This window comes from Bifidobacterium sp. ESL0682 (genome assembly GCF_029392815.1).
Taxonomy (GTDB): domain Bacteria; phylum Actinomycetota; class Actinomycetes; order Actinomycetales; family Bifidobacteriaceae; genus Bifidobacterium.
This window is the reverse complement of record NZ_CP113942.1, coordinates 591,894-605,889: the sequence shown is the minus strand read 5'-3', so window position 1 is coordinate 605,889 and position 13,996 is coordinate 591,894. Positions and strand designations below refer to the sequence as shown.

General features: G+C 55.7%; 10 protein-coding genes and 3 pseudogenes. 5 read left to right on the top strand and 8 right to left on the bottom strand.

What is annotated here, in order from left to right; genetic code table 11:
• Nucleotides 1-149 precede the first annotated feature (149 nt).
• The 3 genes from OZX57_RS02565 to OZX57_RS02555 form a co-directional block, all read right to left on the bottom strand.
• On the bottom strand, nt 150-1,502 hold the full coding sequence (locus tag OZX57_RS02565) for an aromatic amino acid transport family protein (protein WP_277162586.1): 1,353 nt from the start codon (nt 1,500-1,502) through the stop codon (nt 150-152).
• A gap of 153 nt (nt 1,503-1,655) precedes the next feature.
• Nucleotides 1,656-1,796 carry a hypothetical protein gene (locus tag OZX57_RS02560; protein ID WP_277162585.1) on the bottom strand — a complete coding sequence of 47 codons (141 nt, stop codon included), beginning with the start codon at nt 1,794-1,796 and terminating at the stop codon, nt 1,656-1,658.
• Nucleotides 1,797-1,936: 140 nt separating this feature from the next.
• Entirely contained in the window at nt 1,937-3,367 is a 1,431-nt protein-coding gene (locus OZX57_RS02555) for a hypothetical protein (RefSeq protein ID WP_277162584.1), read from the bottom strand.
• A 304-nt stretch (nt 3,368-3,671) separates the two neighbouring features.
• Between OZX57_RS02555 and OZX57_RS02550 the strand changes: the two genes are divergently transcribed.
• Nucleotides 3,672-4,772 carry a diacylglycerol kinase family protein gene (locus OZX57_RS02550; RefSeq protein WP_277162583.1) on the top strand — a complete coding sequence of 367 codons (1,101 nt, stop codon included), beginning with the start codon at nt 3,672-3,674 and terminating at the stop codon, nt 4,770-4,772.
• A 155-nt stretch (nt 4,773-4,927) separates the two neighbouring features.
• Here OZX57_RS02550 and OZX57_RS02545 read toward each other — a convergent pair whose 3' ends face one another.
• Together OZX57_RS02545 and OZX57_RS02540 are read right to left on the bottom strand one after the other, a co-directional pair.
• On the bottom strand, nt 4,928-5,563 hold the full coding sequence (locus tag OZX57_RS02545) for a DUF421 domain-containing protein (protein WP_277162582.1): 636 nt from the start codon (nt 5,561-5,563) through the stop codon (nt 4,928-4,930).
• 9 nt (nt 5,564-5,572) lie between these two features.
• Nucleotides 5,573-6,013 carry a DUF3290 domain-containing protein gene (locus OZX57_RS02540; RefSeq protein ID WP_277162581.1) on the bottom strand — a complete coding sequence of 147 codons (441 nt, stop codon included), beginning with the start codon at nt 6,011-6,013 and terminating at the stop codon, nt 5,573-5,575.
• Between the two features lie 276 nt (nt 6,014-6,289).
• Between OZX57_RS02540 and pgm the strand changes: the two are divergent.
• The 3 genes and pseudogenes from pgm to rpiA all read left to right on the top strand — a co-directional run bounded on the left by pgm (nt 6,290) and on the right by rpiA (nt 10,636).
• Nucleotides 6,290-7,964: pseudogene (gene pgm, locus OZX57_RS02535) on the top strand (phosphoglucomutase (alpha-D-glucose-1,6-bisphosphate-dependent)).
• A 260-nt stretch (nt 7,965-8,224) separates the two neighbouring features.
• Nucleotides 8,225-8,833: pseudogene (locus OZX57_RS02530) on the top strand (ribonuclease H); the annotation flags it as partial.
• Nucleotides 8,834-9,937: 1,104 nt separating this feature from the next.
• Nucleotides 9,938-10,636, top strand: a complete 699-nt coding sequence (gene rpiA / locus OZX57_RS02525; protein ID WP_277162580.1) for a ribose-5-phosphate isomerase RpiA — start codon at nt 9,938-9,940, stop codon at nt 10,634-10,636.
• 179 nt (nt 10,637-10,815) lie between these two features.
• On the opposite strand, the gene tpx is transcribed toward rpiA, so the two are convergent.
• The 3 genes from tpx to OZX57_RS02510 all read right to left on the bottom strand — a co-directional run bounded on the left by tpx (nt 10,816) and on the right by OZX57_RS02510 (nt 12,321).
• The gene (gene tpx / locus OZX57_RS02520) at nt 10,816-11,319 is read right to left on the bottom strand and encodes a thiol peroxidase (RefSeq protein ID WP_277162579.1); all 504 of its coding nucleotides are present in this window, start codon (nt 11,317-11,319) and stop codon (nt 10,816-10,818) included.
• Nucleotides 11,320-11,478: 159 nt separating this feature from the next.
• The gene (locus tag OZX57_RS02515) at nt 11,479-11,568 is read right to left on the bottom strand and encodes an AURKAIP1/COX24 domain-containing protein (protein WP_004268639.1); all 90 of its coding nucleotides are present in this window, start codon (nt 11,566-11,568) and stop codon (nt 11,479-11,481) included.
• 138 nt (nt 11,569-11,706) lie between these two features.
• Entirely contained in the window at nt 11,707-12,321 is a 615-nt protein-coding gene (locus OZX57_RS02510) for a hypothetical protein (RefSeq protein WP_277162578.1), read from the bottom strand.
• 152 nt (nt 12,322-12,473) lie between these two features.
• Between OZX57_RS02510 and radA the strand changes: the two are divergent.
• A pseudogene (gene radA / locus OZX57_RS02505) lies at nt 12,474-13,896 on the top strand (DNA repair protein RadA).
• The last annotated feature ends 100 nt before the right edge of the window (nt 13,897-13,996 follow it).

Genomic DNA, 13,996 nt, shown 5'->3' with positions numbered 1-13,996 from the left:
CACCAACGGCCGAACTGAAAGCCGGCCGAGAAGCCCTGTTTTACCTTTCTTGACATGTGTTTCACGTCAACATTTTTATTATTTTTCCATGTATAGCAATGTGCTATCCACGCCGCTTTTTATCAGTTGAAATGATTACTTGATTGGCATCACCTGAACAATGCAATGATGTTGTAGAAGATCGCGCTCACGGCAATGAGGCCCACCACGAAGATAAACACATTGCTGGCCTTGCCCTTATACTTTTGCAACGCAGGCACTTTGTGGATAGCATACATCGGCAGCAGCATGAGCACGAACGCAATCAGCGGGCCGGCCATGGTCTCAAGCATGCCAATCACTGAGGGGTTAGCCCAGGCGATGAACCAGCAGGCGAAGAACATGATGACGTTGACCACAACGCGCAGCGGCCCCTTTTGGATGACGCGGTGACGGGTTTCGGCGACCTTGCGGATGATACCGCCAAGACCTTCCTCAACACCGAGATAGTGGCCAAGGAACGCCTTGAAAATGCAGAAGAAAGAGGTGATTGCAGCCACCCAGGAGATGACCGGGCTGTTCAAGATGTTGGCCAGATAGCTCAGGATGGACACGTTCTGCGCCTTGGCCGTGGCGAGGCTTGAGGGGTTCAGCGCCAGATCGCTGGAAATCACGAAGAACAGCACGACGACGACCATCATCGGCTCTCCCACCTTGAGAATCTTCACGATCTTGGGCTCCGCGTATTTGCTGCCGTATTCCAGTCGCGCGTTGACGGAGAATGAGGAGACGATGGCGGAATGGTCGAAGGTCAGCACGATGACCGGGATCAGCAGCCAGAGGTTCAGTGCCAGCTTGCCCAGGTCGAGACCGCCGTTTGCACCTTGCGGATAACTCGTCAGCATGGAGGGGTTCCAGCGCGGAATCAAGTAGAGGGAGAACAGCACCAGCACTGCGATAACCGGCCATGTCATCCAGCTCATCACGCGGGTGACCACGGTGGTCCCGCAAGTGACGATGACGATGAGAATGACGATGAGAATCAGGGAAAGTACACCACGCGGTGGCGCGGCCATGTGCAGCTGGTTGACGATGAAACTTTCGGCTGTATTGGTGATGGAGATGGAGTAGACCATCAGCAGCACGAAAATCTGCGCGAAATAGATGAGCGTGAAGACCATGCCGAAGCCAAAGCCGAATTCCTGCTCAACCACATCGGTGATGTCATCACCGGGATTTTTGGCGGAAAGCACGAACCTGCACATCGCCTGATGCGCGAAATACGCCAGCGGCAAGGCGATGACGATGGTCAGTATCAGGCCAAGCGTGCCCACCCCGCCCACGTCGATGGGAAGGAACAGCACGCCCGCGCCAATGGCCGTACCGAAGAGGCTCAGCATCCATCGCACATCCTGACCATGCCATTTGAGGGCGTACTCTTTGCTCACCTGTTTTTCAGAGGGATTGCCCTGCCCCGTGTCTGTTGTTCGTCGCTTCACTGATTGTTGTTGCTGCTCTGCCATACGATGCCACTTTCTTGTGCTCTGCTTTTGGGATACTTCATTGAGAAATCCGCTGTGAATGGGTCACTGCCCAATACGGAGCAAAACATCGCACGTTACCAGGCAGCTATGCCGACGCGGAACGCGATATCAAAAAATATTGAGAGATACAAATCAATCCGAAATATCGCTGCTTACGACGGCCGATGACGAATACGATCGACGAGTCGAAGCGAGAATGTTCACATTCAGGGCAGCGAAAGAGCGACGCACGGCGGTAGCCGCGGTGCCGGATTCGATTCCCATGTTGAACATGATTCCGACTTTAGTGGGAAATGCCGAAAAAGACAAATGCATGACACATTTTGAGATAGGTCGGGCAAATCAAAAGCCGTCGCCTACCTGCAGAAAGTCAGGCGTGCGACGGCTTGGAGCATCGTGTCACGATACAGTTTTCAGAACAATTCCACGATGTTGTAGAAGATGGCACTCACCGAAATCACACCGATGACCACAATGAACACATTGCTGATCTTGCCCGAATATTTCTTGAGCGACGGCACCTTGTGAATCGCGTACATCGGCAGCAGCAGGAGGATGAAGGCAATGATCGGGCCGACCATCGTCTCGATCATGTTGATGACCGACAGGTTCGCCCACGCCACCAGCCAGCAGGTGACGAACATGAAGATGGCGACGAAGATGTGCAGCGGGCGACGCTCGATGATGCGGTGCTTCTTTTCACCGATCTTGCGGATGATGCCGCCAAGACCTTCCTCAACACCGAGATAATGGCCGAGGAACGCCTTGAAAATGGAGACGAAGGCAGTCAGCGAGGCAATCCACGCAATCACCGGGCTGTTGAGCATATTGGCGATGTAACTCAGAATGGAGACGTTCTGCGCCTTGGCCTTGACCAGATCGCCGGGTGTCAGCGCCAAGTCGCAGCTCAGCACGAAGAAGAGAACGACGAAGACCATCAACGGCTCGGCACGCTTGAGGATGCTCATCATCTTATGGTCGGACTGCTCAAGCCCGTATCCTTCGCGCAGGTTCACGCAGAACGAGGAGATGATGGCGGAATGGTCGAAGCCGAAAATGGTCACCGGCACCAGCAGCCACAGATCCTGAATCAAGGTGCCCCAGTCGAATGCGCCGCCGGCTGTCTTGGGATAGCTCGTCAGAATAGACGTGTTCCAGTGCGGAATAAGGTAAAGGGCGAACAGCACCAGTACGGCGATGACCGGGTAGGTCATGGCGCTGGTGACCTTGGTGACCACATCGGTGCCGCAGGTGACGATGCAGACCAGAACGCCGATCAGCAGACCGGAAAGCAACCAGCGCGGAGGCGCGGTCATGTGCAGCTGGTTGACGATGAAGCTTTCGGTCGTGTTGGTAATCGAGACGGCATAGACCAAGATGATGGTGAAAATCTGAACGAAGTAGATAATCGTGAAGACCATGCCGAATCCAAAGCCGAACTGCTGCTCGACCACATCGGTGATGTCATCGCCCGGATGCTTGGCGGTAAGCACGAACCGGCATAGGGCCCGATGGGCGAAATAGGTCAGCGGGAAAGCCAGCACGACCATGAACAGAAGGCTCAGGATACCGGCACTGCCCGCCTTAATCGGCAGGAAGAGCACGCCGGCGCCGACCGCCGTACCGAAGAGGCTGAACGTCCAGATCGTGTCCTGCTTATGCCAATGCGAGGCGTAATCCGTAGTTTGTTTCGCTGATTTTTCGCCCTTTACGGCAGCATTGGCAGTATCGATGACGTTGGAAGCATCACCGATTCCAGAGGCATCAGAGGTTGACGTCAGTGCGGCTGCATCCGCGGTCTTGGATTGGCCACGCTGCTTCAAAGCGTCATTCTCAGCCGACATATTCAACATCTCCCAATTTTGCATTACTCATTATCAATCTTATTGTCCATTCCAACATGGCCACCAAGCCTGTCGCCTACAGCACAGCGACGCATAGCAATCCAATGCGAGTCAATCAGACAATGTCAACATTATCGCCCAGACTATCCATGACAAAGGGCCGCAATACAACACCACGAAAGTTTCAGTGACTACGAATGCAGACGTTGGCGTTCATGAGTTCATATTTCCAGAGCGTGTAGGGTTCGTTCATTTTTCATACAGCTTTGAGCGCAACGTCAGTGAGCCGCGACAGAATAGAGTCATGTCTCGAACTGTGCTCTTCATCGTCGTCGCCATTATCGCAGTTGGTGTTCTCGCAATTGCCGCGGCGCTGATTTGGCGCGCCTGGAGACGCTGGCGCAGGGTGCAGAAACTCAACGAACGCGATGATGACCAGGTCAAATACGCCTTCATCATCAATCCGTCGAAGCCTCAGGCCGCACGAACACGGCTGCATATCGAAGAATTCTGCAAAGACCATCAGATCACGGAAATCGAATTCATCGAAACCACATTGGAACGCGACGGACGCGTTTGCGCGTTGGAAGCGCTTGCTCACGGAGCTGATGTTCTGGTCGCCGTGGGCGGCGATGGCACCGTGCGCACCGTGGCGAGCGCGGTAAGCGGCACTGGCCACACCTTGGCCATCATCCCCATCGGCACAGGCAACCTTTTCGCACGCAACATGGGCATCCCGGTCGACGACATCAACGCGGCACTGGCCATCGCGACCTCGCACGGCGAACGGATGGTCGACATGGGGCGCCTGGCCCTCCTCGATCGACCTGAGGACGACCATGCCCACGCCTTCCTCATCATCGCAGGCATCGGTTTCGACGCCGACATGATCAGCGACACCAACCCGGAACTCAAGAAGAGCATCAGCTGGCTTGCCTATTTCTCCGGCGGCATGAAGCATCTCTTTGCACCGAAGTATCGCGGCACCGTCACCATCACCAGCGCAGACGGCAATTCGCATACGGTCGGAGAAGTGCATTTCCGCACGTTCATGGCCGGCAATTGCGGCCAAATTCCGGTGTTCTCGCTGATGCCGGACGCCTCGTTCGACGACGGCCTGCTCGATTTCGAAATCATCGACACTTCCGGCGGCCTGCTCGGCTGGATGAACCTCTTCGGCGACGTGATGCACCAGACCATCACCGGCAAGGCCCAACAAAGCCCGCTTTCCACCAATTCCACCATGGACCAGATTCAAGGCGTGAAGGCTGAAATCAAGCTCGAAAAGCCGGCGCTCGCCCAGGTCGACGGCGATATGCTCGGCTCCACGAGTCATATCCTCTTCAGCCTCGAACCGAAGGCACTGTGCGTACGCGTTCCTGCCAAGGCGGAACTCGAACAATAACGCGCAACATAGGCATTAATCGACTCATAATCGGATTCCCCTTTAGAAGAAGCCACTCAACAATAAAGGTAGACATTGTTGCCACGTCTACCTTCACATCGAATCAGAAACCAAGCAGATACGCCTATTCCGAAATCATCGAACCGGAATAGCTCCTACTTTGCGTAGCCGGTCAGTTCCAATTTCTTCGAGACATACTCGCCGATGTACACGCCATTGGTGCCGTCGTAGCCCTGCTTCTTGACCTCATCCTCAAGCCATTCCTTGTCGTGGCCGATGGCTTCGAGCACATCGGTATCGACCTGTCCATCGACGATCAACGGCAGCCGCAGCGTCTCATCGCCGTAGCAGATCACGGTCAACTGGCCATTCTGCTCGAAGTAGGCCTTCAGAACCTTGGAAACTTCATATACGCCTTGCGCACGTAATTTGAGCATCAGGTCGCTGGCGGAGACGCCCTTGCGCATGCAGGTGGCGACGTCGACCTTGCCGTGCGAGATGAGCATGACCGGGCTGCCGTCGATGAGTTTCTTGAAGAAGCGGCTGTTTTCCTTGGCGAACTTGATGATCATGCACAGCAGCATCCATGTGACGAGCACGAAGACGAACTGGAGTACGGTAATCTGTTCGTTGTAAATCACACCGCCGATGATGGCGCCGAGCACATAGTTCTGAATCTGGTCCATGGCGCTGGTGGGCGCGAGGTTGGATTTGCCGAAGAGATTGATGTGGACGATCAGGAAGACGATGCCCACGACGAGCTTGATGATAAGTGTGGTGCTGATAAGCATGGCGGTTCCTTACTTTTCTACCTTGACGTCGGCGAGCATATGGGTTTCGGTGAGTTTGTAGGCGGTGTAATCGGTGTTGAGGTTCACCGTGTAGTATTTCTTATCGATTTTGACGATGACGTCCTGATTCAGGTACTTCGAATTGACGAGCACATCATCCTCGGAAACATGCCGTTCCTTGGCGACATGCTGCACAAAACTGACCATCTGCTCGCTTTTCGCGCTGGCCGTCTCGCTCTGCTGGAATTGTGTATAGCCACTGCCGAGCATGAGCACCACCAACAACAGCGCGATGATGCCCAAATCCCGGTATTTCGTCTTGAGCCGGTGCCTCAGATACAAGACGAAGAACGCGACCAGCGCCACGCACAATACGATGATGATGGTGAACCGGATGACCTGGTTGATACTGTGCTGGCTTTGCAGGTAGTTGATACCATAAAATGTCATGAAAACGCCCCAAACGTAGGTTGGCAGGTGATTTCTCCCATTTCATCGTAGAATCGCCGCGATACGTAACAGGATTTTAGGGCTGTGAGAAAAATTTATAGGGCATTTTCCGTCTTTCTGGCCGTAATGAGCATTAAATCGCTCATCAATTGACGCGCTGAGTTCACTTCGCATTCGCAACCCGACTGTTCTCAATCGCACAACAGCTGTGTGCGATTGGTTGCAACAACGCACAAACATTGCACTTTCACCTAGCGACTGTGGCACAATGGAGACATGATTGCAAACAATGCGGGCAAACCCGCCACACCAGCCGACCTCATCGATGTCAACGAGGTCATCGACAAATATTATGACGCCATTCCAGACCCGGACGACCCGGCACAACGCGTTTCCTTCGGCACCTCCGGACACCGCGGTTCATCGCTGAAGACCTCATTCAACGAGGCACATATCGTCGCGATCACGCAGGCCATCGCTGAATACCGCAAGAAAGCCGGAGTGACCGGCCCGCTCTATCTCGGCCGCGACACCCACGCGCTTTCAGAACCGGCGATGAAAACGGCCATCGAAGTGCTCGTCGCCAACGGCGTGACCGTGCGCATCGATTCGCGCAACGACTTCGTACCCACCCCGGTCATCTCGCACGCCATCCTCACCCACAACCGCGCCGCCGACGGTTCGCAGCGCTTCGAAGGCGACGGACTTGCCGATGGCATCGTCGTGACTCCTTCTCACAACCCGCCAACCGACGGCGGTTTCAAGTATGACCCGGTCACCGGCGGCCCAGCACCGGCCGAAGCGACCGAAGCCATCGCCAACCGCGCCAACGAACTACTCGGCTCGTTCCGCAACGTCAAACGAGTGCCTTACGACGAGGCTATCAAGTCTCCACTGGTAGAGCGCTTCGACTACCGAGATCATTACGTTTCCGACCTTGGCGATGTCATTGACTTCGACCTTATCCGCTCCTCCGGAGTGAGGCTCGGCATCGATCCGCTCGGCGGGGCCTCAGTCAACTACTGGCCACTCATCAACGAAAAGTATGGCCTCCACATCGGCGTGGTCCGCCCCGATGTGGACCCGACCTGGCGTTTCATGACCATCGACCACGACGGCAAGATTCGTATGGATCCCAGCTCGCAGTATGCAATGAAGGGCCTCGTCGACGAACTCAACGCAGGCGCCTGGAACAAGTACGATCTCGTGGGAGGCACCGATCCCGATGCCGACCGCCACGGCATCGTCTGCCCTGACTGGGGTGTGATGAACCCGAATCATTACCTCGCCGTCTGCATCGCCTATCTCTTCAGCGGCGCACGTCCGGATTGGCCCGAGGGCACTGGCATCGGCAAGACACTCGTCTCATCCTCACTGATCGACCGCGTGGCCGCTTCCATCGGAGCGCCACTGGTTGAGGTACCGGTCGGATTCAAGTGGTTCGTCGATCCGCTCTTCACCGGCAAGGTCGCGTTCGGCGGTGAAGAGAGCTCCGGCATGAGCTTCCTGCGTCGCAATGGTCGCGTATGGACCACCGACAAGGACGGCATCATCCCCGATCTGCTCGCTGCGGAAATCACCGCAAAAACCGGCAAGAACCCAGCGCAACTGCATCAGGAACAAGTGGCAAAGTTCGGTGAAAGCTGGTACAAGCGCGTCGATACGCCGACCACGCTCGAGCAGAAGCAGAAGTTCGCGGCCCTTTCCCCGAATCCGTTTCCGCCACCACGTTGGCCGGCGAGGACATCACCGCCAAGCTCACCCGTGCGCCGGGCAACGACTCACCCATCGGCGGCATCAAGGTGGCAACCAAGAACAATTGGTTCGCTGCCCGACCCTCCGGCACCGAGAACATCTACAAGATCTACGCCGAGTCGTTCGTTTCCCCGAGGCACTCGATCAGGTGCTTTCCGAGGCCACAGATGTGGTCGACAAGGCCCTCGGCGAGTAATCTGGTTACTTTCCAACGCAACGGGCTTTTCCGGTAACGATTAATCATCAATTAACAACAGGCCGGCCGATAGCACAACAGGAATGACGGAATCAAACCATTTCGGAAGCGCTATCGGCCGGCCTCTCCATTTGCTTATCGACAATTCATTCTGCGATACACATCATTTTTAAACTTCGCTTAAATCTGACCAAAATCTAAACCACTGTTCAACTTGCTCTGTCTTTTCAATTTCGTCGGCAAACCGTAGGCTGGGAGTTATGACTATTACGGTTTCTACGGACGGCAGCGCACTCGGCAACCCCAACGGTCCCATGGGCTGGGCCTGGGCCGACCACGCGGTGAATGCGGCAAGAACGGACGGCCATCAGCACGATGGGGACAGCGACGCCGGCGGCGCCACCAACGGCACCAACCAGATCGGCGAGCTGTGCGCGGTGCTCGAAGCGTTGCGCGCGCATCGAGGAGCCGAGCCGTTGACCATCGAGACCGACTCGCAGTACGCCATCAATTGCTCGACCACATGGGTCAAAGGTTGGAAGAAGAACGGCTGGAAGAACTCTCAGAAAAAGCCGGTCAAGAACGCTCCGCTCATCAAGGCCATCGACGCTGAAATCGGCCATCGAGAAGGACCAGTGAAGTTCGTCTGGGTCAAGGGGCACAACGGCAATCCCGGCAACGAGAAGGTCGATGACCTCGCCCACACCTACTCCGGTGATGCCCGCAGCGGGGTCAAGGACGGTTATCTGCCGTTGGAAGGCTGGCAGTCATTACTTGCCTCGCCTTATGCCAAAGGCGTCGATATCCCCGCCGACGCGAAAATGCTCATCGACGGCAAAATCACCGAGGAACAATATCATCTCGGGCGCGGCGCAGATGCTCAAGACGATAGCGACAACGACGATTGGGATGATTCCGGCACTAGCCAAAATGCCCACGAGCCCACGCTTGCCGAACGACTCGCAGAGCCTGAAGGCGTTCCGGAGTATGATTTTAGCCCCCGTAAACCCATCGTCGCCCATCATCGTGCGGCCGAGAACGACGAACCAGCATCTCACGACGATTCCGCTAACCGCCCGAATACCGATTCACAGGAATCCGGACGAACCGTTCGCTCCCATCCGAATTTTGATGCGGACGAGGTCAAGGACGACGTAACGATTACCGACCCGCAAAGCGATAATGCCGTAGACACCGAAACCGAACTTCCCGCAGCCGAAGCCACGTCCTCTGAAGGTTCGCAGGAATCAACAGTGGCACAAGAACCAGCAGAAGTACCGTCAGACGATGTACAAAACAGCCAAAACTCCGATGTACAAGAAGAACTCATAAGCAATAGCACGGAAACCGACCAAGAAAATGAGGAGTCGGAACCGACGCAAAGCGAGAGCCAAACTGACACATCAAGCAGGCCCGAAGAATTGCACGAGTCAGAAGGACCGAATAATCCGGACAAGTCCGACAAGTCCAATGACCCAGACGAAGATTCAGAAACCGAAGACACTTCTGACGATAGCTCAACGACTGCGGAAGCAGCTTCAGCCACTGCGGAAGCAGCTTCAGCCAAGCAACCAAAGGCAAAGGAGGAACCGCCGTATCTGTCCAGCGGCCTCAGTGTCGATGGGACGCTTCGCTTCTTCCCGGCACCGCAGACCAGCCCGACCTACAACGGCAAACCTCGCTACATCCGAGGGGTCATCGCCATCGACGGATACGTGGCCGGAGACGGCACTATCGTGCTGAACAACGCCCCGTTCCTGATTGCCAACAACACGAAGAACGGGCGATAATCCGCCACGACTCAGGAGGTCTTTCCAGCAACCAATCGATTCGTCATGGCACAGCAATGTATTGCACAACTTGAACGTTCAGACCCGCAACGCACAGCCTAAGAAAGTATTGGAACACCGATACTATGGAAAGTGATGCTCGTCACTAACATGGCGAAGCTAGGATCTTTTAAAGGAGTATCCATGGATAAAGAGCAACAAGACGCACTGAAAAAGGCGGCCGGCATCGAGGGTGCCAAGTTCATCAAGGACGGCATGATCGCGGGTCTCGGCACCGGTTCCACCGTGCGCTTCCTGGTCGACGAACTCGGCCGCCGCACGCAGGAGGAAGGCCTTCAGTTCACTGGTGTGACGACTTCCCGCCGCACCGCCAAGCAGGCCGAAGGCTATGGCATCAAGATCGTCGACATCGACGACGTGGACCACATCGATCTGACCATCGACGGCGCCGACGAAGTGGACAAGAACTTCAACGGTATCAAGGGCGGCGGCGCTGCCCTGCTCTGGGAGAAGATCGTCAACGAGAACTCCAACTACAACATCTGGATCGTCGACGAGTCCAAGGTGGTCGACACCATCGGCAAGTTCCCGCTGCCTGTCGAGGTCATCCCCTTCGGCGCCGGCCACGTCATCAAGAAGTTCGAAGCCAAGGGCTACAAGCCGACCCTGCGCAAGAACGCCGACGGCACCGACGTGCGTACCGACGAGAACAACTATGTCGTCGATCTGCACCTCGAACGCATCGACCACCCGGAGGACCTCGCCGAGGACCTCATCAACACGGTCGGCGTGGTGGAGCACGGTCTCTTCCTGAACCGCGTGAACAAGGTTATCGTCGGCAACCCGAACGGCCCGCGTATTTTGACCGTTTCCGAGAACTGAGTTTTCGAATCCGACTCATTGATTGGATAATATTGAATTCCTTCAGGAATCGGTGAATCCTAAAACCATAGTTCACTAATCGAAAACGAATAGTGAAAGCCGGTGCGCAACTATTAAGAAGTTGCGCACCGGCTTTTTATATAACAATCAACGAGCTTTATTCAAGCTCCAACCACTTATTAAAGCGCTTCGACTGCCTTGCGAGCGGCATCATAGTCAGGTTCGTCATGAATCTCAGGAACCTGCTGCGTATATGCCACGTTGCCATCACGGTCGACCACGACAACCGCGCGGGAAAGCAGACCACGCATGCCACCGTCGGCGATGGTCACGCCGTAATCCTCGCCGAACGAGGAGCGGAAGGCGGAACCGGTAACAACGTTCTTGATGCCTTCGGCGCCGCAGAAACGGGCCTGGGCGAACGGCAGATCCTTCGAAATGCAGACGACAGTGACGTCATCCAGATCTTCGGCCATCGTATTGAACTTGCGCACCGACATCGAGCAGACATCCGTGTCAAGCGACGGGAAGATGTTCAGGATGACCTTGCGGCCAACGAACTTGTCAAGACCGAAATCGTTGAGATCACCATCGGCAATGGAGAAAGCCGGGGCTGCAGAGCCAACGGCGGGAAGATTTCCTACTGTGCGAGTGGGCGCACCACCCAAAGTTATTTGTGCCATACCCTCATCATGCCACGCTCAAGGCCAATTCGCCAATCTTTTGCGCCCTGTGCCAGCCGCATGACGGTATCCGGCATGATCACGACAGGTATACCGGTAATGACGACAAAATAAAAGGCTCGGAGTCAAACAACTCCGAACCTTATGAAAAGCTTTATACTACTTGCGCTGATGACGAGTCTTACGCAGCAGTTTGCGGTGCTTCTTCTTGCTCATCCGCTTGCGGCGCTTCTTGATGACGGAACCCATCTGAAGCCTCCAATCCTTGACTGTAAGTTTGCAACTTGACTTATATTACTCGCTCTTGCCGACTTAAAACGCCAGCATCTTCGATTTTCCGGAATCCCCAGAAAAACAAGGGGAATCATTCAACCTCAATCTGCGAGTCTACAGAGGGAACTTCGAATAGAAACGCTGTATCGAATCCTTGGGGCCCGTGGCTTGGAACACAACGGTATCGTTCTGCCAGATTGCTGTGGCCGTCTTGCCTTTTGCGTCTGTGGCTTTGACCACATACTTGCCAGTAACATTGCCGGAGACCTTCACGTCGCCGCTGGACAAGTCGGTGCCCTTGAGCGCACCGGTGAGCGTGTCATACTGACTTTTCGCGCTGTCGCCGCTGGACCATTGCGCCACCACGAGTGTGACATCCTTCGGCAGATCTCCTGTCGAATAGGTGAGCGTGTATTCTTCAATCGGCGAGGCAGACGTCCAGTTCGCGCTCGGGGCCGCCTCGGTACGCGCGAAATTGAGCACGCTGTCGGGCATCGCCTTCAACAACGGCGAAGCATCCTGCGGCAAATCCTTGGCTTTGATGCTTGGCGTAGTAGGCGCAGGTTTGCTGGCAGCGACCTGCTGCTTCTGCTCGCCAGTCGTCCCCTTGTTCATCGCCCAGCCAGGCCACACAAACGCTGAAAGCAGGGCAAGAACAATGACCACCGCGGCGGCAACCACGACGGCGATCAGCTTTCCATGGGAAGAAGATTTCTGTTCGGTCGACATAATCACGATTATTTCACAGCGGGCTGACGCTGGTTCCGCCATACGCAGCTTAATTATTCTCAATATTATCGACTGAAATATCACCTTGAAATTTAACGGAACATCGTCATGAAAACTTGCCGATGTCGTCGAAATTAGCTAGCGTCGGCATCATGGCAAAGAATGTGACACAATACGTCTGCTCCGAGTGCGGATGGAACGGCGTGAAATGGTATGGGCGTTGCCCCGAATGCGGACAATGGGGCACCATCGAGGAGTTCCATGAGGCACGGCCCGCCGCCGCATCGCGCACTGCCGCGCCAGGGCGAACCTCCCGCACACAGGCCAGTTCCGCTGTCATCGCCGGCAATGCCGCAGCCAAGCCGATTACGGAAATCTCGACCGATATACAAAAGAATTCCCAGCGGCTTTGGCGAATTCGACCGCGTTTTGGGCGGTGGCATCGTGCCGGGTTCGGTCGTTTTGGTCGCCGGCGAACCTGGCATCGGCAAGTCAACACTGTTGCTGGAAACCGCCGGCAACGTGGCACGAAACAATCCCAAGAAATCCGTTCTTTATATCTCAGGCGAGGAATCCCAAGCACAGGTGCGTATGCGTGCCTCACGCATCAACGCACTGCAAGACAATCTGCTGTTGGCTTCGACCACCGATCTCGCGACCGTGCTCGGCCTGATCGAGCAGGAGAAGCCGAGCCTTGCCATTGTCGATTCCGCGCAGACCATCGTTTCGCAGGACGTCGATGGCATCTCCGGCGGCTCCACGCAGGTGCGAGAAGTGGCCAGCGCTCTGATTGATACTGCCAAAACCCTTGATATTCCTGTGATGTTGGTCGGTCACGTCACCAAAGACGGCTCCATAGCCGGCCCGCGCACGCTCGAACACTTGGTGGATGTGGTCTGCCAGTTCGAGGGTGACGCCCAGACCGCGCTGCGCCTGCTGCATGCGGCCAAGAACCGCTTCGGACCGACCGACGAAGTGGGTTGCTTCGACATGAGCGGCGAAGGCATCGAAGAGGTCAGCGACCCCTCAGGCCTGTTCCTCTCGACCGAAGACGCACCCGTCGAAGGCACCTGTGTCACGTTCACACTCGACGGCCACCGCAGCCTGCCAATCGAGGTGCAGGCATTGGTTACTAAATCCGTCCTGCCAACGCCAAGGCGCAATACCAATGGCATCGATTCCAACAGACTGGCCATGCTTTCGGCAGTGCTCTATCGCCATGGTCATGTCAATCTTCTGGCCAACGATCTTTACGTTTCGACCATTGCCGGCGGACTGGCCAAAGAGCCGGCCTGCGACCTCGCCATCGTCGCCGCACTGGCGAGCGCTGCCACCAGCAAACCCATCGCCCGCACCACCTGCGCCATGGGCGAGATTTCACTTACCGGCCAGGTGCGCCCAGTCCCCCAGCTTTCCCATCGCATCAACGAAGCCGCACGATTGGGCTTCACCCGTGCCGTGGTCCCCACCCATCGCGGTCGACGTGGCATCAAGGCCGTCAAAGGCATGGAAATCGTAGAGGTCTCATCCTTGCGTGATGCCCTCGATGCATTAGGCGTTTCGAAGGGAAGATGAGTCTCCGCCTCTGACGACTCGTCGTGCCAGACCGGTTGATAAAATCTTCTAAACATCACATTGAAATTAGGCCAAGTGAAACTTCCGACAGACTTTCACT

Coding starts and splice junctions, on each gene's coding strand:
- OZX57_RS02510 (WP_277162578.1), bottom strand. CDS start 12,321: ATGTCGACCGAACAGAAATCTTCTTCCCATGGAAAGCTGATCGCCGTC.
- rpiA (WP_277162580.1), top strand. CDS start 9,938: ATGGATAAAGAGCAACAAGACGCACTGAAAAAGGCGGCCGGCATCGAG.
- OZX57_RS02555 (WP_277162584.1), bottom strand. CDS start 3,367: ATGTCGGCTGAGAATGACGCTTTGAAGCAGCGTGGCCAATCCAAGACC.
- OZX57_RS02515 (WP_004268639.1), bottom strand. CDS start 11,568: ATGGGTTCCGTCATCAAGAAGCGCCGCAAGCGGATGAGCAAGAAGAAG.
- OZX57_RS02540 (WP_277162581.1), bottom strand. CDS start 6,013: ATGACATTTTATGGTATCAACTACCTGCAAAGCCAGCACAGTATCAAC.
- OZX57_RS02565 (WP_277162586.1), bottom strand. CDS start 1,502: ATGGCAGAGCAGCAACAACAATCAGTGAAGCGACGAACAACAGACACG.
- OZX57_RS02550 (WP_277162583.1), top strand. CDS start 3,672: ATGTCTCGAACTGTGCTCTTCATCGTCGTCGCCATTATCGCAGTTGGT.
- OZX57_RS02545 (WP_277162582.1), bottom strand. CDS start 5,563: ATGCTTATCAGCACCACACTTATCATCAAGCTCGTCGTGGGCATCGTC.
- tpx (WP_277162579.1), bottom strand. CDS start 11,319: ATGGCACAAATAACTTTGGGTGGTGCGCCCACTCGCACAGTAGGAAAT.
- OZX57_RS02560 (WP_277162585.1), bottom strand. CDS start 1,796: ATGTTCAACATGGGAATCGAATCCGGCACCGCGGCTACCGCCGTGCGT.